At 67.0% G+C, this 19904-nt stretch carries 13 protein-coding genes; 5 read left to right on the plus strand and 8 right to left on the minus strand.

All coding sequences use genetic code 11. The annotated features are described in order from the left end of the window. Positions 1-156: 156 nt before the first annotated feature. Positions 157-3750 carry a YadA family autotransporter adhesin gene (locus U5798_RS02070; protein ID WP_322081002.1) on the minus strand — a complete coding sequence of 1198 codons (3594 nt, stop codon included), beginning with the start codon at positions 3748-3750 and terminating at the stop codon, positions 157-159. 1136 nt (positions 3751-4886) lie between these two features. Between U5798_RS02070 and U5798_RS02075 the strand changes: the two genes are divergently transcribed. Further along, the gene (locus tag U5798_RS02075) at positions 4887-5702 is read left to right on the plus strand and encodes a response regulator (RefSeq protein WP_322081003.1); all 816 of its coding nucleotides are present in this window, start codon (positions 4887-4889) and stop codon (positions 5700-5702) included. Between the two features lie 21 nt (positions 5703-5723). On the opposite strand, the gene U5798_RS02080 is transcribed toward U5798_RS02075, so the two are convergent. Then, entirely contained in the window at positions 5724-7892 is a 2169-nt protein-coding gene (locus U5798_RS02080; RefSeq protein ID WP_322081004.1) for a TonB-dependent siderophore receptor, read from the minus strand. A 278-nt stretch (positions 7893-8170) separates the two neighbouring features. On the opposite strand from U5798_RS02080, the gene U5798_RS02085 reads away from it, so the two are divergent. From U5798_RS02085 to U5798_RS02095, 3 genes are all read left to right on the plus strand, one after another. Beyond that, a complete protein-coding gene (locus tag U5798_RS02085) occupies positions 8171-9082 on the plus strand; it encodes a DUF72 domain-containing protein (protein WP_322081202.1) in 912 nt (303 codons plus the stop codon). A 172-nt stretch (positions 9083-9254) separates the two neighbouring features. After that, on the plus strand, positions 9255-9425 hold the full coding sequence (locus U5798_RS02090) for a hypothetical protein (RefSeq protein WP_006397039.1): 171 nt from the start codon (positions 9255-9257) through the stop codon (positions 9423-9425). 279 nt (positions 9426-9704) lie between these two features. Next, positions 9705-10868, plus strand: a complete 1164-nt coding sequence (locus U5798_RS02095) for an arabinogalactan endo-1,4-beta-galactosidase (RefSeq protein WP_322081005.1) — start codon at positions 9705-9707, stop codon at positions 10866-10868. Positions 10869-10911: 43 nt separating this feature from the next. On the opposite strand, the gene U5798_RS02100 is transcribed toward U5798_RS02095, so the two are convergent. The 6 genes from U5798_RS02100 to U5798_RS02125 all read right to left on the minus strand — a co-directional run bounded on the left by U5798_RS02100 (position 10912) and on the right by U5798_RS02125 (position 18538). Next, positions 10912-12207, minus strand: a complete 1296-nt coding sequence (locus U5798_RS02100) for a sugar efflux transporter (RefSeq protein ID WP_322081006.1) — start codon at positions 12205-12207, stop codon at positions 10912-10914. A 4-nt stretch (positions 12208-12211) separates the two neighbouring features. Beyond that, positions 12212-14182, minus strand: a complete 1971-nt coding sequence (locus U5798_RS02105; protein ID WP_322081007.1) for a beta-galactosidase — start codon at positions 14180-14182, stop codon at positions 12212-12214. 36 nt (positions 14183-14218) lie between these two features. After that, positions 14219-15070: a carbohydrate ABC transporter permease gene (locus U5798_RS02110; RefSeq protein ID WP_322081008.1), complete on the minus strand. Its 852-nt coding sequence runs from the start codon at positions 15068-15070 to the stop codon at positions 14219-14221. A gap of 11 nt (positions 15071-15081) precedes the next feature. Then, positions 15082-15999 (minus strand): carbohydrate ABC transporter permease, encoded by a 918-nt coding sequence (locus U5798_RS02115; protein ID WP_124448341.1) that lies wholly within the window; start codon positions 15997-15999, stop codon positions 15082-15084. A gap of 82 nt (positions 16000-16081) precedes the next feature. Continuing rightward, positions 16082-17320 carry an ABC transporter substrate-binding protein gene (locus U5798_RS02120; RefSeq protein ID WP_322081009.1) on the minus strand — a complete coding sequence of 413 codons (1239 nt, stop codon included), beginning with the start codon at positions 17318-17320 and terminating at the stop codon, positions 16082-16084. 63 nt (positions 17321-17383) lie between these two features. After that, positions 17384-18538 carry a sn-glycerol-3-phosphate ABC transporter ATP-binding protein UgpC gene (locus tag U5798_RS02125; protein WP_322081010.1) on the minus strand — a complete coding sequence of 385 codons (1155 nt, stop codon included), beginning with the start codon at positions 18536-18538 and terminating at the stop codon, positions 17384-17386. Between the two features lie 235 nt (positions 18539-18773). Here U5798_RS02125 and U5798_RS02130 point away from each other — a divergent pair, with 235 nt between their 5' ends. Further along, positions 18774-19787 carry a LacI family DNA-binding transcriptional regulator gene (locus U5798_RS02130; RefSeq protein WP_322081011.1) on the plus strand — a complete coding sequence of 338 codons (1014 nt, stop codon included), beginning with the start codon at positions 18774-18776 and terminating at the stop codon, positions 19785-19787. Positions 19788-19904 lie beyond the last annotated feature (117 nt).

Below are 19904 nucleotides of genomic sequence, written 5' to 3' on the forward strand. Positions count from 1 at the left end.
GCAGGGTGTGAATGCTTGATGCGAAGCCGTATGATACGGAGAAATCGGGTCGGCACGTTGCCAGAAACGTGCCGACCGCGTTCGATTACATCGGGATGTTCCGCAATCCCGAGCATCGGCACGGGACTGTTGATTGCATCACGTCAAACGTGCCGGCTAGAACTGATAACCCGCGCCGACCACCGCGCCGAAGTCCGACCGCGTGTTGCCCGTCACCGATGCCTTGACGACCCAGCGGTTGCTTTCCGTCACGTACGAGTACCCCGCCGCAAAGCCCTGCTGGCCGTGATAGTTCGACGTCGCCGCCGACACCATCGAGCGCCCCGCACCGGTCGGCTGCGGCAAGCCCGCTACCGCCATCGCCGACGCGACACCGCCGTACATGTCCTTCTTCAGGTCGTTGAACGAGTTGTACACCTGGCCGATGCGCTGGTCGGTGTAGCCCTTCGCCTGCGTCGACGCCGTCGCGAGGTTGTCGTTCAACTGCTGCACGTTCACCGCGTCGGTCGGCGCCGTGCCGGCCGCGACGTTCGTGACCTGACGCTCGCTGCCCTTCGCACCGACCGAGAACGAGTTGTCGCGATCGGCGACCGAGCCCTGGCCGACCGCCACCGCGTTCTTGCCGGTCGCGGTCGCCGTCGAGCCGATCGCACCCGCATCGGCACGCGCGATCCACGTGGTGTTCGCGTCGGTCGCGGCCGCGCGGATCTTGTCGTTGGCCGCGACATTCTGCAGCGCGGTGTTGAACTGGCCCACGTTCACCGCGTCGTTGGCGTTCACGCCGGCCGCAACGCCGGTCAGCACGCGGTCGCCCGCCGTGCCGGAGAAGTTCACGCTGGTGCCGCCCGTGTCCTTCCCGACCGTGATCGCGCCGTTCGGATCCTGCTGCTGCACGAGGCCGGCCTTGCCGTTCGCGATGTTGGTCACGCTCCCTTGCAGGTTCGAGATGTCGGTGCTGTTCTTCGACACCTGCTGGTTGGTCGCATACAGCTGCGAGCCGTTCACCGCATCCGTGCTGGCGGCGCTGAGCGTGCCTGCCTGCACGTTGGTGATGCGCGTGCCGCCGGCGCCGCCGAGCGTGATCGTGCTCTTCGAGCTGTCGTCGTACTGCACGGCGAGCGCGCCGAGCTGGTTGAGGTTCGACTGCACGTCCTTCAGCTGCTTCACGTTCACCGCGTCCGTATCGCTGGTGCCCGCGGCGACGTTCTTGAGCACGACGGACGAATTGACGTCGCCGCCGACGAGCGACACCGAATTCAGCCGGTTGCCGTTCGTGTCGACGTCGTATTTGACGACGTTCTTCACGGCTTCGCCGGCCTGGTTCGATACGTTCGTGATCTGCTGCTCGAGCGCGGTTTTCACGCCCGACAGCTGGCCGCCGTTCACCGCGTCCGTGCTGCCCGCGGCGACGTTGCCGTCGGCCACGTTCGTCAGCTTCGTCGGCGCACCGCCGCGCGCCGCGCTGTATGCGCCGAGCGTCGGGTCGAACTGCAGCGCGTCCTGCTGCAGCCCGGCGATCGCGGCCGTGTTGCCGGCGATGTTCGTTTCGGCATTGCCGAGGCGCGTTTCGTGATTCGCGAGCGTCGTCGTGTTGCTGCCGACGCGGCCGTCGAGGTTCGTCAGCGCGTCGCCGACATTGTTGAACGCGCTGCCGCCGATCTTGTAGTTCGGTGCGCTGATCGAGCCGTCGGGGTTCGACGTCGCGCCGCCGCCGAGTGCGGCCGCGGTACCGTCGATCGCGCTGCGCAGTTGCGCGCCGTTCACCGCATCGGTGCTGCCGGCCGCCACGTTGCCGGCGGCGACGTTGGTCACGCGCACCAGGCTGCCGCCGTTGCCCGCGCCGAGCGAAATCTGCTGCTTGCTCGCATCGTCGTATTTCACGGCCAGCGCGTCGAGCTGGCTCGTACCGTCATGAATCGCCGCGGTCAGCTGGTCGACGTTGACCGCGTCGGTGCCTGCCTTGCCGGCCGCAACGTTGCTGATGAGCTGCGGGCCGTGGCCGCCGTGGCTGGCATCGTAGGCGCCGAGGCCCGGGTTCCACTGGAGCGCATCCTGCTGGAGCGCCGCGATGTTGCCCGTATTCGTCGTCACCTGGTTGCCGACGGTCGTGATCGACTGGTTGAGCGTGTCGGTCGCCTTGCCCAGCTGGCCCACGTTCACGGCGTCGTTCGCGGCGACCCCGTCCGCGACATTGTGCAGGCCGACCGGTGCTGCCGCGCCCGTTCCGCCGAGCGTGACGCCGCTGTGTGCGTCGCTGTCGTACTGCACGGCGTTCTTCGTCGCGTCGCCGATCTGGCTCGTGATCGACGTACTCAGGTTGCCGAGCGTCGTGCTGAGGTTGTTCGTCACGCTCGTGCTGAGCGACGCGAGGCCGCCGCTCAATTGCCCGAGGTTGACCGCATCGTGCACGTCCTTGCCGTCGGCGACGTTGTGCAGCGTCGTGCCGTTCGTGCCCGCGAACGTCACCGAGTCGAAGCCGCTTGCGCCGTCGTACTTGACGTTGCGCGCATCGGCCGCCTGCAGGCCGCCGATGTTCGACACGGCCGTGCTCAGCGACGTGTTGATGCCGGTCACGCTGCTCTGCAGGTTCGCGATGTTCGAGCTTGCCGTCGAAATGGACGTCTGCAGCGGTGCGACGCTGCCCTTCAACTGCCCGACGTTGACGGCGTCGGTATCGGCTACGCCCGCCGCGACGCCGCCGATCGTGGTGCCGCCGGCGCCGTCGAGCGCGATCGCCGCATGCGTGTTGTCGGTGTACTTCACGACGTCCTGCGTGGCGGTGACGATGCTGGTGCTGAGGCTGTTGCCGACGTTGGTCACGCGCTGGTCGACGTTCGAGATCGTGGTCGACAGCGAATTGCCGACCGACGTCACGCGTGCGTCGACATTGCCGATACCCGTGCTGAGCGTGCTGTTCACGTTCTTCAGCTGCTGGACGTTGACGGCGTCCGTATCGGCCGCGCCCGCCGCGACGTTCTTGAGCTGGCGCTCGCTGCCGATTGCGCCGAACGACACCGCGCCACCGACCGGCGCGGCCGTGCCGCCGAAGACCGGCGTGCCACCGTTGTTGGCGCCGATGGCGCCCGACCCGATCGCGACCTGGTTGTTGCCGTTCGTCTGCGCGCCCGCGCCGATCGCCACCGACTGCGTGCCGGCGGCACGCGTCTGCGTCGCCGCGTCGTACGAAGCACCGGCCGATACGCCGTCGCTCGACGTCGGGTTCGCGCCGCCGATCGCGACCGAGCGGTCGCCGCTGGCCAGCGCCGAGTGGCCGAGCGCGATCGAGCTCGTGCCGTGCGCATCCGCGACGTTGCCGAGCGCCATCGAGAAATCGCCGATCGCGGCCGACTGCCGGCCGATCGCCAGCGCCGTGTTGCCCTGCGCGACGGCCACCGTTCCGATCGCGGTGGACGAGTTCGCCAGCGCCTGCGAGCCGACACCGATCGCGATCGCGCCGCCGCTGCTGCTGCCGCCGTTGCTGCTCGCGTTCGACTGGTCGCCGATCGCGATGCCGCTGGTGCCGGCCTTCGCATTCGTGCCCTGCGTCACGTTCGCGGTACTCACCGCCACGAAATTGCCGCTCTTCGTGGCAACGCACAGCGGGTTGGTGCCGTCGATGCACTGCCCGTTCAGCGCGTTGTCCGGGTTGCCGCGGTCGACGAAATTGTCGGCGTGCGCGGCACCTGCGATCAGCACACCTGCGCCCGTGAACATCGCGGCGGCAAGCGCCGAAATCTGCTTCCTCTTCATGGTCTTCTGCTCCGTTGTGTAGCGTCTGGTTTGAATATGGACTACTTACTTTCTTCGACAGCTTCGACTTCGATTTCGATTGCGACTTCGGTGCGGAACCCGATTCCTGGATCCGGCGTGGCCTTGTCGGAAGCGGCCTGCATCGACGTCCGTTTCGACAGGACGATCGAAGCCTCCGGGCACGCCGTCTTCTCACGGCCCGTTCCGTCAATCAGGAAACTGCATTAGGAATGCGTACTACTTTTCATGGACGAGTCGACCCCCGACTGAATCCGGAGATTCAACCTGCCGTTACAAATACCTCTGGTGTGATGTCGCGCCGACCGCGACCAACCCCGCTTCTTTTATTTCGTCTTCGGCAGCCGGCGTTTCGCTTCCGCACCACGAGCATTCGCCCGGACGCGCATCAATCGATGCATCGGATTCGAATCGCACAACGTCCGTCACAACTTGCGGCGCCGTTCGTTACGCTGTGCTATCCGGCATTCAAAGTTCGGACGAATTATGGGACACGACATTAAATTATTAAAGGCGACATTCTTTATAGATTGTGAAATCCTATATATTCAACGACTTACGTTAAATACAGGCATCTCGCAAACGATTTCGCGCCACCAAAATTAATCAGGATGTTTTGCCGGGCGGACAAATGCTTTGCCAAAGCAGATTTGAATTAAAAAGGATTATTAAGCGGCAATAAAAAAGCTGGCCGACCGTTCGACCGTACACCTGATACTCGCGTAAACCATTAGTATGGGCACATATCAACGCGCGAGTTCCTGTCGCAAACCGCCATTTTTAAAATCGGGAAAGCAGCATGACTCGAATAGCATCGTCGCGTCTGGCGGGATTCGAAATAAGCTCCTACAATTCCGCTCGCATTGATTTCCGCAGTCGCGATCTTCACGACGCGGGCATGGCAATCGTCCGCGTCCTTGCCGGCTCGGTGATCAAAAAAACGAACGCCGTGTCATGCGGCGACCGGCTGCCTGCCGTGCAGTGCCGGCATCCTCCGGAATCGATGCGTGCGTGCGATGCGTGGTTGCGTCGTCATAGAGCGGCTCACGACGTTTCCCCCGAACCGGGCAGGCCACCCGCGGAACCGTCGCCAACCGCCTTTCCAGAACAGGTGCACGATGCCTTCATCGATCTCCACATTGAGCGATGTCCATATCCTGGTCGTCGACGATCAACCCGACCAGTTGCGTTTGCTGATCGACATCCTGCGCGGCACGGGTTGCCGGATCAGCATCGCGTCCGACGGCATGCAGGCGTGCCAGCGCGCGCAGGCGCTGTTGCCAGACCTGATCCTGATGGATGTCCGCATGCCGCGGATGGACGGTTTCACCGCGTGCCGGCTGCTCGCCGCGGATCCCGCCACGCGCGCGATTCCGGTGATTTTCCTGACCGTGGCTGGCGAATTGCACGAACGCCTCGAAGGGCTGGAAATCGGCGGCGTCGACTATGTGGTGAAGCCGTTCGAGCCGGCGGAAGTGGTCGCCCGGATTCGCGTGCAGCTCGCGCGGACCACGCGTGAACAGCCCGCCGGTACGGAGCCGGCACACAGCCCGTTCGCGGCCGGCAAGGACGACGACATCATCGTGCGCGCGGCGATCCGGCACCTGTCGCGCACCTTGAACGATCCGCCGACCGTGGAGCAACTGGCGCGCGCGGTCGGCACGCATGAGAAGCGGCTGTCGCGCGCGTTTCGCGACAATCTCGGGCAGACGGTGTTCGAGTACCTGCGGCACGAACGGCTGCGGATCGCACAGGATTTGCTGGATTCGACGTCGCTCAGCATTGCAAGCATCGCGAAGGAAATCGGCTTTTCCACGCCGGCCAATTTCGCGACGGCCTTTCGCGAACGCTTCGGCGTCACGCCGACCGAGTGGCGGCGCCAGCGCCAGGCGCGCCCGCGCGCCGCGACCCGCGAGCCGCAACGCGGCGCATAGGCACGGCCGGCACGCTCGCGCTCACCAGTTGTATTTCGCGCTGCCGAGCACGGTCCGCTCGTTGCCGAACACGCATACGGCGTACGACTGGCAGCCGCTGACGTAGCGCCGGTCAAACAGGTTCGCGACGTTCAGCGCGAAGCGCCAGTGCGGCATGTCGTAATGCAACGCGAGGTCATACAACGTCGCGCTCGGCACCGTCAGCGAGTTGTCGGGCGCACCGGCCGATGCGCTCTGGTACCGCACGCCGCCGCCGATTCCGAGCCCCGCCAGCGTGCCCGTGTGCCAGGTCCAGTCGGCCCACATCGACGCCATCTGCCGCGGCAGCGGCACGGAGACGGGCCAGTTGTTCAGCGACGCATCGTTCGCCTGCACGTTCTTGACGTCCTGGTACGCATACGACGCGACGATCGACAGTTCGCGCGTCACCTTGCCCACCGCGCTCAGCTCGATGCCGCGCGAGCGCACCTTGCCGGTCTGCACGGACGTCGTGCCGGTCGGGTCGAGATTCACCGGCGTCGGCGTCACGACGTTGGTCTGGTCGATCCGGTAGACGGCCGCGCTCAGCATCAGGTTTTTGCCGGGCGGCTGCCAGCGCAGCCCCGCTTCGGTCTGCGCGCCGCGCGTCGGTTTCGCCAGGCCGCCGCCGAACATCCGCACGCCGACGACCGGATCGAACGACGTCGAATAGCTCACGTACGGCGACAACCCGGCATCGCCCTGATAGGTCAGCCCGACGCGCCCAGAGAACGCACTGACGTCCTGCTGCGTCTGTGTGCCGGCCGTCCGGTCGTCGAAGCGGGCATTCACGAAGTCTTCGCGTCCGCCGAGCGTCAGCGTCCAGCGCTGCCAGCGGATCTGGTCCTGCGCGTAGAGGCCGAACGCGTTCATCGCCGTGTACTGGTCGATATGGCCGAGCGACGTCGGGCCGGAGAAGATCGCGGCCGTCACCGGCCGGTAGACGGGATGGTACAAGTTGAGCGACGGCGCCAGCGCCAGCCACACGCTGTTGGTCGTCGTCTGCCGGTCGAACTGCACGCCGAACAGCAGCGTGTGCTCGAGCGGCCCCGTGCCGAAGCGCGCCTGCGCGTGATTGTCGATGTCGAGCCGGCTGTAGTTGAGCTGGAACAGCCCCGCGAACCGCATCATGTTCGTCGTGCTGCGCGGCGCGAAGCCATTGCCGAACACCGTTGCATCGTCGAGCGACAGGTGCGACCAGCGCACGTCCTGATGCAATGTCCAGATTGCATTCACGCGATGTTCCAGCGCGTAGCCGAGCGACCATTGCTTCTTGCGGTAGTCGTTGAACGACGGGTCGCCCATGTAGATGTCCTGCGACAGGCGTCCGTTCGGGTTCGGCAATACGGTGCCCGACGCCGGCAGGAAGTTCGACGAGATGTCGCCGCTGTCCTGCAGGAACGTCGCGGAGACCGTCAGCGACGTGTCGGCATTCGGCCGCCAGCGGAACGACGGCGCCAGCGCGACGCGCCGGTCGCCGTTGGGGCCCGTCACCGCGTTGCCGTCGCGCGCGACGCCGACGAACCGGTACGCGTACTTGCCGTCCGGGTCGAGTGTGTCACCGACGTCGAGCATGGCCTGCTTGCGCGCATCGTTGCCGATCTGCACGCCGGCCTCGCGCACGCGTTCGCCGTCGGCGAGCTTCGTGTGTGCGTCGACGATCGCGCCGGGCTCGCCCGCGCCGTACAGCACCGACGTCGGCCCGCGCAGCACCGCGATCGAGTCGATCGTGTACGGATCGACGCGCCAGTTCGCGATCACGGCCGTATTCGGCGCGGCGAGGCCGTCGACGTACAACGTCGGCGTAAAGCCGCGCAGCGCCGCATACCAGTCGGTCCGGCTGTCGGCGCCGAACGTCGAGAAGCCGGGCACGTAGCGCAGCGCCTGGTTCAGGTCGGCCGCGCCGGTCATCTCGATCTGCTGCGCGGTCACGATGTTGATCGTTTGCGGGATCTCGTCGATCGGCGTGTCGGTCTTGGTGCCGGTTGCGGTACGCTGCCCGACGAGCCCGACGGACGAGGCGTGGGCCGGCCCTCGCACGTCGATGGCCGGCAGCACGGCCACCGCCGTGCCCGGCGCCGATGCCTGCGCAGCGCCCGCGGCGGCCACGCACAACGCGCCGCCCGCCGCGATCATCGTCGCGTGCCGCCCCGCTCCCCTGTCGGTCCACATTGTCTCGATACTCCGTCGTGCTGGGTTGGCCGGTTCGGCCGAATCGACGGGCCGCGTGCCGCCGCGTCCGTCCGATGGTGTCGTGATTGCCGTGCCGGCGAAGGCGGTGACGCGTGGATCGGACCGCACCGGCCGACTGCATCGTTCGCGAGCGCAGCGATCATACCGGCCGAACGTGGCGCGGTCTTTAAAAAAGAATTCGGATCGACGACCGCCGCGGCATGCAGATTGCTCGTCACCGGAACCGCATCAGGAACCCGGCACAGCCGGGCATCGACGTGACACGCATATCCGGCAGGATTCGCATCGGCATTTCGGGCTGGCGCTACCCAGGCTGGCGACGCACGTTCTACCCGGCCGGCCTGAAGCAGCCCGGCGAGCTGCGCTATGCATCGGGTCGACTGCAGACGATAGAAATCAACGGCACGCACTACAGCTTGCAGGCACCTGACAGCTGGCGGCGCTGGTATGCCGACACGCCGCCCGGGTTCGTGTTCAGCGTGAAAGGCTCGCGCTACCTGACGCACATGCTGCGCTTTCACGGCGAAACGGCCACGATCGCGTGCGCGAATTTTTTCGCTCAGGGGCTGTTCGCGCTGAAGGACAAGCTCGGGCCGCTGCTGTGGCAATTCCCGCCGTCGCTGCGTTTCGATCCGGCGCACATGGAACGCTTCCTGAGCTTGCTTCCGCCCGACACGGAAGCGGCGCTCGCGCTCGCCCGGCGGCACGATGCGCGCGTGCGCGAGCCGTATCTGCAGATCGACCGCAAGCGAGCGTTGCGCCACGCGGTGGAAGTACGGCACGACAGCTTCGTGGACCCGGCGTTCGTAAAGCTGCTGCGCCGCCACAAGGTCGCGCTCGTCGTGTCGGATTCGACCGAGGCGTGGCCGCAGTTCGAGGATCTGAGCGCGCGGTTCGTCTACATGCGGCTGCATGGCACCGAAACGAAGTATTCGGGCGAATACGCCGATGCGGCGCTCGAACGATGGGCGCGCAGAATCGAAGCGTGGAGCCGGGGCGCGCAGCCCGACGATGCGCACCTCGTCGCACCGGGCCTGCAACCGCCGCGTGCAAAGACGCGCGACGTGTACTGCTATTTCGACAACGACACGAAGACGCAGGCGCCGTTCGACGCCGGGCGGCTGATGGCGCGGCTCGGGCTGCACGCGCACGCTGCGGCGCCGGAATGAAATACCCGGCGAGCGACGTCCCTCGGGAACGCCGTCAGGTTCCGCAAGGCCAGGCGCACAATATGCTCCTGCCCTCGCGGATCGTGCCATTCGTCGCGCCTCGCCGCGTAAGCGGTAAATTTTGCACGACCGGCAGTCGGCGCCATGGGCCAACACGGCAAGGAGAAGAACGATGACCCTGCTTATCTATCTGGTCGGATGGATCATTTTCATCGGCGGCGTCGCCTGGGGTTTGATGACGCTGCACGTCTCTCAGCACATCATCGAGATCGTGGCCGTCATCCTGTTCGGCATCGCGGTCATCACGGGTGCGACGCGCGCCCGGAATCGCGACCGGTCGTAGCGCGGCGCGTAAGCCGCGATCGCGCCGACCGCGGTGCGGCGTCGAATGCACGCCGACGGCCGCCTCCGCGCCGATCGCTTCTTCTGCCGGCTCGCGGTGCGATGAAGCGCCGCGCGTGACGGTGCTCGCCAGATAGTAGGCAACGCGTGCGTTCTTTGCATGGGCGGCGACAGGTGCGCTACGCTCCATTCGGCCTCGTATCGCGGGCCGAAATTTAAGCGCTTAAAGACCCTGAAGCCGACCCCGCGTCCGACGGGGTCCATGACATGGAGGATGACGATGAACAGACGATCGATGCTGCGCTGGAGCATGTCGAGCGCGGCGCTTGCGTGCCTCGACCTGGCCGCCCCGCTGCCCGCCTTTGCAAAGCCCACCCCGCCCACTGCGGCGGCGAGCCCGTTCGCGATGGGGGCCGACATCTCGACGTTGCCGGAACTCGAAGCGCATGGCGCGACTTTCTTCGACCGCGGCGGCGCGCCGCGCGACTGCCTGAAAATTCTCCGCGCGCACGGCGTCGATTCGATCCGGATCAAGGTCTGGAACGATCCCGGCAATCCGGATTTCTTCCCCGCGAACCAGAGCGCCGCAGCGGGTTACAACAATGCCGCGCACGTCGTTGCCCTCGCGCAGCGCGCGGCCGCGCTCGGCATGCGCATCCTGATCGACTTCCACTACAGCGACTGGTGGGCCGACCCCGGCAAGCAATATCCGCCGCATGCATGGGCCGGCAAGAATCTCGTCGATACGTGCGCGCTGCTGTCGGCGTACACGACCGACGTACTGCGCCGGCTGCAACGTGCCGGCGTGCGCCCCGAGTGGGTGCAGATCGGCAACGAGATCACGGGCGGCATGCTGTGGCCGCTCGGCCGCTACGACCAGTGGGACAACCTCGCGCAGTTGCTGAAGACCGGTCACGACGCGGTGAAGGCCGTCGATCCGCGCATCAAGGTGATGCTGCACATCGACAGCGGCGGCGACAACGGCAAGAGCCGCTGGTGGTTCGACAGCGCGACGCAGCGCGGCGTCGCGTTCGACGCGATCGGCCTGTCGTACTACCCGCAATGGCAAGGCGCGCTCGACGACCTGCGCAACAACGCGAACGATCTCGCGGTGCGCTACGACAAGGAGTTGATCGTCGTCGAAACCGCGTATCCGTGGACCACGAGCGACGGCGATTCGGAGCCGAACGCGATGACGAACACCGGCTCGACGAGCTTTCCGCCGTCGCCGGCCGGTCAGGCGCAATTCCTCGCGGCGGTCGTCGATATCGTGAAGGGCGTGCCGGGCAATCGCGGCAAGGGCGTGTTCTGGTGGGAACCGGAATGGATCCCGACGCCGGGTGTCGGCTGGAAGCTCGGTGCGGGCGATCAGTGGGACAACAACACGCTGTTCGACTTCCACGGTCACGCGTTGCCGTCGCTCGACGCGTTCCGGCAGCGCTGACGCGTCACGCCGTCGCTGCTTCACCGCACCGGCGCATGCCGCGTCAGTGCGGTGAGTCGAAGCCGCGGCGCGCGGCGCTCGTATCGCTCTCACCGCCGGCGCCGCCACGCTCGCCGCTCGCATCCACGGCAAGCAGCACGCACGCCACCAGCGCGAGCCCGCAGCATCCGGCGAACGTCGCGCGATAGCCGAACAGGTCGACGCACGCGCCCGACAGCACACCCGATGCGATCGAGCCGACCCGCGCGGTGCTGAAGAACATCGCGGTCGCGGTGCCGGGGCGCGTGGGCATCAGGTCGCATACATGCGTCATCCCGAGGCACGACGTGATCGCGACCACGCATGCGCTCAGCAGTTGCAGCGGCAGGATCAGGTTCACGCGCGTCACCGCCGCGAGGCCGATGAAATACGTGGCATGCACGAGCGCGCACGCGGTCAGCCAGCGCGCCTTGTCGAGGCGCGTCGAGCGGATGCCGAGCCACAGCATCATCGGAATCTCGAGCAGCGCGGCCAGCCCGAGCGCGGCCGATACGTTCGCCGGCGTGCCGCCGAGCGCACGCACGATATAGAGCGGCAGCACGATCATCGTCGCGTTCGCCGCGAGGCCGATCAGCGTGAGCGCGACGAGGGTGCGCAGCACGCTGGCGCGCGGCGCGACGACGATCTCCGCACGCACTTCGTCAGGCGGCGGCGCGGCGCGGTCAATGGCTCGCACGTGAACGGCCGCGTGCCACCGCCCCTGCTCCGGAATCCGCGCGACGATCGCCGCGCAGGCGACGAAGCCCGCGGAAGCCGCAAGAAATAGCCCGGTAAAGCCCGTCTGCGCGAGAATCAGCGCACCGAGCGCGGGACCGAACACCCACGCGATCGACAGCATCGTGCGCAGCGCGGCCGATGCAAGCTCGCGCTGCGCATCGTCGGCGACGGGCAGCACCGCGCGCGCGAACGAGAAGATCTGCGACAGCGACACGGCGCCCGCGCCGAGCAGGATCGTGCCGGCGGCGATCACCGGCCCATGCGCGCGCAGCACGCACAGCAGCGCGAAGCCGAACGCGGCAGCCGCGAGCGACAACACGAGCAGCGGCCGGTGCCGCTCGCGTCGGTCCGACCAGCGCCCGGCCCACGTGCTCGCGACGACGCCGCTCGCCGCGATCAGCGTCATGAAGATGCCGGCGAGAAACGGCGACATCCCCGCCGCTTCCACACCGAACAGCGACAGGTACGGCGCCGTAAACGACATCGCGATGCCGAGCATCAGCGCCGCCGCGGACAGCGGCACGAAGTGCTCGATCCCGGCCAGGCGCGCGAAATGCAGGCGCAGCGACCGCAACGATTGCATCGCGTCAGTCCGGTTCGACCCAGGCGGCGACATCCACCGCGCCGAGGTCGCGGCTGCCCAGCACGAAGCGCGCGCCGCCCGGCGCGGGCAGCATGCACGGCGTGTCACCATAGTTGAACGCGAACGTGACGCGCCCGCGCCGACGCAACCGTACGCCGTCCGGCAGCGCGCGCACCTGCAACCCGGCATCGTGTGCGCAGCGGGCAATGATCGCGCGCAACAGCGCGCGGTCGAAACAGGCAGTCGCCATCGTCACATGACCGCGCCGCACGACTGCCGGCACACCATCGTCGCACGCGGCGAGCACGTCGACGCCCGGTGCCGCTTCCCTGTCGATGTGATCGCGCCATTTCAGCGCATGGCCGTCGACGCCATCGAACGAGACACGCGGCGCGAGCGACGGCCGCAACGACTCGACCTGACCGATCCGCACCGGCAGCACGTCGCGCAGTTTGCCCGGTGCGAGACCCGGCGCGATCGCGAATTCCGCGGTACGCGAACCCGTGCGCGGCCCGAACAGCCAGTGCGCGCGTCCGCTTCCAGCCTGCTCCACGATCCGATCCGTGACGACCGGCAGCGTCGGCGCGACGACGAGCGCATAACGCGACAGGTCGGCGCCCGCCGCGACGATGTCGACGTCGAGGCCCAGCTCGCGCAGCGCGCGATACCAGTCGAACGCGTGCTGCTGATAGTCGAAATCGGCACCGTGCGGCTGGATCCGGATCATCCAGTCGGCCTCGTAGTCGAACAGCAGCGCCACGCGGGCCGTGTCACGCTCGCTGACGACGAGCGCCGGACCGAGCGCGGCGATCTCGCGTGCGACGCGCGCGACTTCATGACCGCCCGGCGCCAGCCGGTCGTCCGGCGCGTTGAGCCCCGAATGCAGTTGCTCCTGCGCATGCGGATACTGCCGCCAGCGGAAGTACGACACGAGCTCCGCGCCGTGCGCGAACGCCTCCCACGTCCACAGCCGCACCGCGCCCGCGTGCGGCACCGGGTTGTACGGCCCCCAGTTGACGGGCCCCGCCTGTTGCTCCATCACCCACATGCGGCCGTTGCCGACCCCGCGATACAGGTCGTGCGAGAACGCCGATACGTCAGGATGCCCGGTGCGGGCCCAGCGTCGCTTGTCCGCTTCGTCGAACGGCAGCACTTCGGTACGCGGCACCGGATAGCTGTCCCACGCGGCGACATCGAGGCCGCCACGCGCGAACGCGTAGTGATCGAACTCCGTGAAAAAGCCCATGAAGTTGTGCAGCACGTCGCGGCCCGGCGCGTGCGGACGGATCGCGTCGACCTGCGCGGCATGAAACCGCGCGACCTCGTCCGACTGATAGCGCCGGAAGTCGAGCAGGTGCGCGGGATTCGCGTCGGTCGGCGTATGACGCGGCAGTTCGATCTCGTCGAAGCCGCGATATTCCATGCTCCAGAATACGTTGCCCCATGCGCGGTTCAGCGCACCGATGTCACCATAACGCGCGGCGAGCCATGCACGGAAGCCTTCGAGCGCGGCCCGCGTATAGCTCGGCAGCGTGTTGTGGCAGCCGAGTTCGTTGTCGGTCTGCCACGCGATTACCGCCGGATGCGCGCCGTAGCGCCGCGCCATCGCGTCGGCGATGCGCACGCAGTGCTCGCGATACACGGGGCTCGCGATGTCGTAATGGCGGCGCGAGCCGAATTGCCATACCGCGCCGTCCGCGCCCACCGGCAGAATCTCAGGATGACGATCGACGAGCCACTTCGGCGGCGCGGCGGTCGGCGTGCCGAGCACGATCTTCAACTGTTGGCGCGCGAGCGTGTCGATCGCGTCGTCGAGCCAGGCCCAGTCGTAACGGCCGGGCTCCGGCTCCATCCGGCTCCACGCGAATTCGGCGATCCGCACGCGCGTCAGGCCCAGTTCGGCCATGCGCTGTGCATCGCGCTCCCATTGTTCGCGCGGCCAGTGTTCGGGGTAGTAGCAAACGCCGAGGTGCATCGTGGATTCCTTGCTGAAGAAAGAGGATGGGACAGATCAGCCCTTCGTCGCGCCGAACGTGAGCCCCGCGACGAAGTGCTTCTGCATCGCGAAGAACATCGCGACCGACGGCAGCGCGGCGAGCACCGAGCCGGCCGACACGATGTTCCAGGCGGTCGTCCACTGCCCTTTGAGCGCGGCGACGCCGACGGTGATCGGCGCCGCGTCGTCGCCTTGCGTGAGGCACAGTGCCCAGAAGTAGTCGTTCCACACGAACGTGAACACGAGGATCGCGAGCGCCGCCAGCGCGGGCCGCACGAGCGGCAGCACGACGCGCCAGTAGATCGCCCACTCGGACGCGCCTTCGACGCGCGCGGCCTCGATCAGCTCGAACGGCAGTTCGCGGATGAAATTGCGCAGGAACAGCGTGCAGAAGCCGGTCTGGAACGCGGTATGGAACAGCACGAGCGCCCACACGGTGTTGTACAGGCCGACGCCGAGCATGATCTGCCGCACCGGAATCATCAGGATCTGGATCGGCACGAAGTTGCCGGCGACGAACAGCCCGAGCAGTGCGAGGTTGCCGCGGAACCGGTAGTTCGCGAGCGCGTGCCCGGCGAGCGACGCGAGCAGGATCGACGCGGCGACCGACGGCACCGTGATCAGGAGGCTGTTCGCGAAGTAATGCAGCATCGGCGTCTGCGTGAGCGCGGCGCCATAGTTGTCGAGCAGCGCGAACTGCTTCGGCCAGCTCCAGTAATGACCGGCCATGATCTCGTCGGTCGAGCGGATCGACGTGACGAGCACCGCGAGCAGCGGCACGAGCCACAGCGCGAGCGCGCACGGCAGCGACAGCCGGTACAGCAGGCGGGCGGGACGTCCCCAGCGGGACACGGGCATCGGGTACATGTTTGTTATCCTTACGACTCGACGCGCACCAGCTTGCGCAGCTGCCACACGATATAGACGAGCATGATCGCGAACAGCACGACGGCGATCGCGGCCGAATAGCCTTCTCGGTAGTACTTGATCGCCTGGTCGACCATGAAATACGCGAGCACGGTCGAGCTGTCGAACGGGCCGCCGCCCGTCATCACCGAAATCAGGTCGAAGCTGCGCAGCGCGCCGATCACGGTCAGCACCACCGCCATGAAGGTCGCGGGCCGCAGTTGCGGCAGGATCACGTGCCACAGCAGCGTGAAGCCGCGCGCGCCTTCCATCCGTGCCGCTTCGACGATCTCGCCGTTGATGCCGGTGAGCCCGGTCAGGTACAGGATCATGCAGAACGGGATCTGCGGCCACAGCGCGGCGGCGATCACGCCGTAGGTCGCATAGCGCGGATCGCCGAGCACCGGGATCCCGTGCCCGACGATCAGCTTCAGCAGCCCGAACGTCGGGTCGTAGAACCACGAGAACACGAGACCGACCACGACGCCCGGCAGCACGAACGGTGCGAAGAACAGCGACTTCACGAGCCGGATGCCGAACACGTTCTGGTTCAGGTACAGCGCGAGCGCGAGGCCGAGCGGCGGCGCGGCGAGGAACAGCACGAGCCACAGCACGTTGTTCTTCAGCGCGACGTAGAACGTGTCGGACTGCAGCAGCTCGCGATAGTTGTCGAGCCCGGCGAACGTCATCGGCGTCATCCCGTCCCACTGATGGAAGCTCAGCCAGATGCTGCTGACGATCGGGTACAGCACGAACACGGTGAATAGCGTGAAACCCGGCAGCACGAACCACAGGGCCGCGCGGTTGCGCCGCCGCGCGAGCGACGCGCGCACGGGCCGCCGTGGGCCGGCATCGCGGCGCGCGGCGCTTTCGGACAGGCTGGTTGACATGAGATGGCCTTCGATGAAACGAACGTGACGGTGACGACGCAGCGCCGGACCGACATCCTCGCCGGCCCGGGCGCGCGGCGCATTACTTGCGGTAGATGCGCTTGCGGGTCTGCTCGAGGCGCTGCAGGATCGCATCGAGCTGCGTCGGGTCGGACAGGAACTGCTGCATCGCCTTCATCCCCTCATCGGCCATTTCCTTCGTCATGTCGCGGTCGTAGAACTGCGCGATCCCGCCCGGCGTCGTCGCCAGCGTATGGAAGCCGATCTTCGAGATCGGATCCTGCGGCTCGGGCGCCTTGTTGTTCGACGGCAGCTGCCCCATTCCCTTCGCGAACTCGCCGCTGATCGCCGGTTGCCCCATGAATGCGAGGAAGCGTCGCGCATCGGCCTTGTTGTGTGCCTTCGCGGGGACGATCAGCACGTTGACCGGTCCGTCCTCGGCGAGCGGCACCGACGCGTCGATCACCGGGAAGCGGAAGAAGCTGATCGGGTTGCGCGTCGCGCTCAGCAGTCCTGCCGAATACCAGGTGCCCATCAGCGTCATCGCGGCCTGACCGTTGACGATCAGCGGGCTCAGCGAATCGACGTCGTAGGACAGCGCGTTGTCGATGAAATACTTGTCGTCGATCAGCTTCTTCCATGCCGCATACACGGCCCGCACGCGCGGATCGGTATAGGCGACGTCGCCGGCCATCAGCTTCTGGTGGAACGCATAGCCGTTGATCCGCAGGTCGAGGTAGTCGAACCACGCAGCGAGCGTCCACGCATCGCGCGCGGCCACCGCGATCGGCGCGATGCCGGCCGCCTTCAGCTTGCGGCACGCATCCAGAAACTGCGGCCAGTCGGCCGGCTCGCCGTGAATGCCGGCCTTCTCGAACAGGTCCTTGCGATAGAACAACCCGTACGCGTCATAGCCGAGCGGCAGACTGTAGAGCTTGCCGCCGTAAGTCGACGACTGCTTGACGGACGCATACGTATCGGTCCAGCCGTTCTTCTGCCAGTCCGCGCTCAGGTCCTCGATCAGCCCGCGCTTCGCGAAATACGCGAGCCGCTCGCCGTTGTTCCAGCTCAGCACGTCGGGCGGATCGGTCGCGAGCCAGCCGGACATCTGCACCTTGTACGCCTCCTCGCCGACGTAGCTGACCTTCAGGTCGATGTCCGGATTCGCCTTGTGGAACTGGTCGAACGCTGCCTGCCACGTCGCACGCTGGTTGCCGCGCGCGGCGACGTTCACTTTCAGCGTGCCCGCATCGGCCGTGCCCGCGGCGCACGCCGCGGCAGTCGTCAGGGCAAGCAGCAGTCGGCTCGCACGAAGTCTCATCGTTGTCTCCTGGTATTGGTGTGTTGAATGCCGCGTCGCACGCGGCGGGTCGGCATGGCGCCGCTACGCGAACGCCGCTTCGGCGTGAACGGCCGGCAACGCGATGCCGGCTTCGTCGAACAGGTGGCAGCTCGACGGCTGCACGCAAAACGCGTGGCGCTCGCCGCGCCGCAACGCGGCCTGCCCCGGCAGTTTCGCGAGCAGCGACGCACCGGCGGGCTGGTCGAGATGCACGTACGCGGCTTCGCCGAGCTGCTCGACGAGCGCGATGTCGCGGACGATCGACGGCAAGCCGGCATCGCCGGACGTCGCGACCGTCAGGTGCTCGGGACGAATCCCCAGCGTCACGCGCGCCCTGCGGCCGACGTGGCGCGGCAACGGTCGATCGCGCAGCGTCAGCGTTTCGCCGGTGCCTTCCAGCGTCAGCCGGCAGCCATCAGCATCGCTCGCGTCGACGACGGCTGGCAGAAAGTTCATCCGCGGCGAGCCGATGAAGCCGGCGACGAAGCGGTTGGCCGGCCGGTGATACAGCTCGAGCGGCGCACCGGCCTGCGCGATGCTGCCGAAACGCGCGACGTCGTCGCCCGCATGCAGCAACACGATCCGGTCGGCCAGCGTCATCGCCTCGATCTGGTCGTGCGTGACGTAGACCGAACTCGATTGCGTGAAGCGCGCGTGCAGCCGCGCGATTTCGACGCGCGTCTGGCCGCGCAGCGTCGCATCGAGGTTCGACAGCGGCTCGTCGAACAGGAACACGCGCGGCTCGCGCACGATCGCGCGGCCGATCGCGACGCGCTGGCGCTGCCCGCCGGACAGTGCCTTCGGCTTGCGATCGAGCAGCGCTTCAAGCTGCAGCACGCGCGCGGCCTCGGTCACGCGGCGGCGGACCTCGTCCTTCGGCGTGCCGGCGATCCGCAGCCCGAAACCGATGTTGTCGAACACGGTCATGTGCGGAAACAGCGCGTAGCTCTGGAACACCATCGCGACGCCGCGCTCCGCGGGCGGTGTGTCGTTCATCCGCGAGCCGCCGATCCGCAGCTCGCCCTCGGTCACGTCCTCGAGACCGGCGATCATCCGCAACAGCGTGGATTTTCCGCAGCCCGACGGACCGAGAAACACGCAGAATTCGTGCGACGCGATCTCGAGATTCACGTCGCGCAGCACCGGCGCATGGTCGCCGTAGCGCTTCGATACTTCCTTCAATGAAATGGCGGTCATCGCGCTCTCCTCTCGCCTGTCACACGCATCGGAGCGGAAAATTTAAACGCTTAAATTTTGTTGGCGCAATTCGCCCGGTTCGCCGTACCATGTCGTCTCCTTCCTCTGATGTGTCGAGAAATTAGCGTATCGGCTGTCCCTGTGCAACTTGTGGGACACACTCCCAGAATATGAGCAGACACCCTCCCGCTTCCCTTCCGCTGCCCCCTGCCAACAGGCCGCTCGGAGGCCGCGCATGGTGACGCTCGCGCAAGTCGCACAGCGCGCGAACGTCACGGCGGCGACCGTCTCGAATGTGCTGCGCAATCCTCAGAAGGTGAAGCCGGCGACCGTCGAACGCGTGATGGCGGCGATCCGCGAACTCGGCTATCGGCCGAACCTGACCGCACGCGCACTCGCGGAGGGCCGTACGTCGACGCTCGCGCTGATGCTGTCGAACATCACGAACCCGTTCTACCCGGAGTTCGTGCTGGCCGCCGAACGCGAGGCGCGCAAGCGCGGCCATTACCTGCTCGTCTCCAATACCGACGACGATCCGGCGATCACGCGCAACTACCTCGAGCGGATCGCGGGGACGCTCGCGGCCGGCGCGATCGTGATGAACACCGATCTCGCCGAAGCGGAGCTCGCCGACATCGCGCGGCACGGCGCATCGATCGTGCTGTGCATGTGGGAACACGTGCATGCATCGCGTACGTTGCCGTGCGTGACCGTCGATTTCGCGGCGGCGGGCGCGCTGGCGGCCGCGCATCTGTCCGGGCTGCGGCATCGCGCGTTCGGCGCGCTCGTCGGCAAGGGGTCGGGCGGTCCGCAGTCGGTGCGGCTGCACGGTTTCGCCGACGAACTCGCGGCCCGCGGCCATCCGGCCGACGCGCTGACGACCGTGTCGACGCACGATTCGATCGAAGGCGGCTACGAAGCGGCCGCCGCGCTGCTGCGCGAGAAACCCGGCCTCACCGCGCTATTCGCGACCAACGACCTGATGGCGATCGGCGCGATGCAGGCGGCCGCCGATCTCGGGCTGCGCGTGCCGGCCGATCTGTCGGTGGTCGGCATGACCGATATCCAGCTCGCGCACCAGTTCCGCCCCGCGCTGACGACCGTGCGGTTCCCGACGGCGCAGATCGCCGCGCGAGCGATCGCGCTGACGCTCGATATGATCGACGGGATCGAGCCGGCCGCGGCCGTGCATACGATCGGCTCGCCCGAGCTCGTCGTGCGAGAGTCGACCGGAACGGCGCCGGACTGACGGTTCGATATGCGCCCGCTTGCGCGCGTGGCGTGCAGCGTATGCGTCGGGAATGAACGGCGTGGCGTGGGTCGCGCGGGTGCTGTTTTCTCGAATCTGAAAACCAGCCATCACCGA

Source organism: Burkholderia sp. BCC1972 (assembly GCF_905339605.1).
Taxonomy (GTDB): domain Bacteria; phylum Pseudomonadota; class Gammaproteobacteria; order Burkholderiales; family Burkholderiaceae; genus Burkholderia.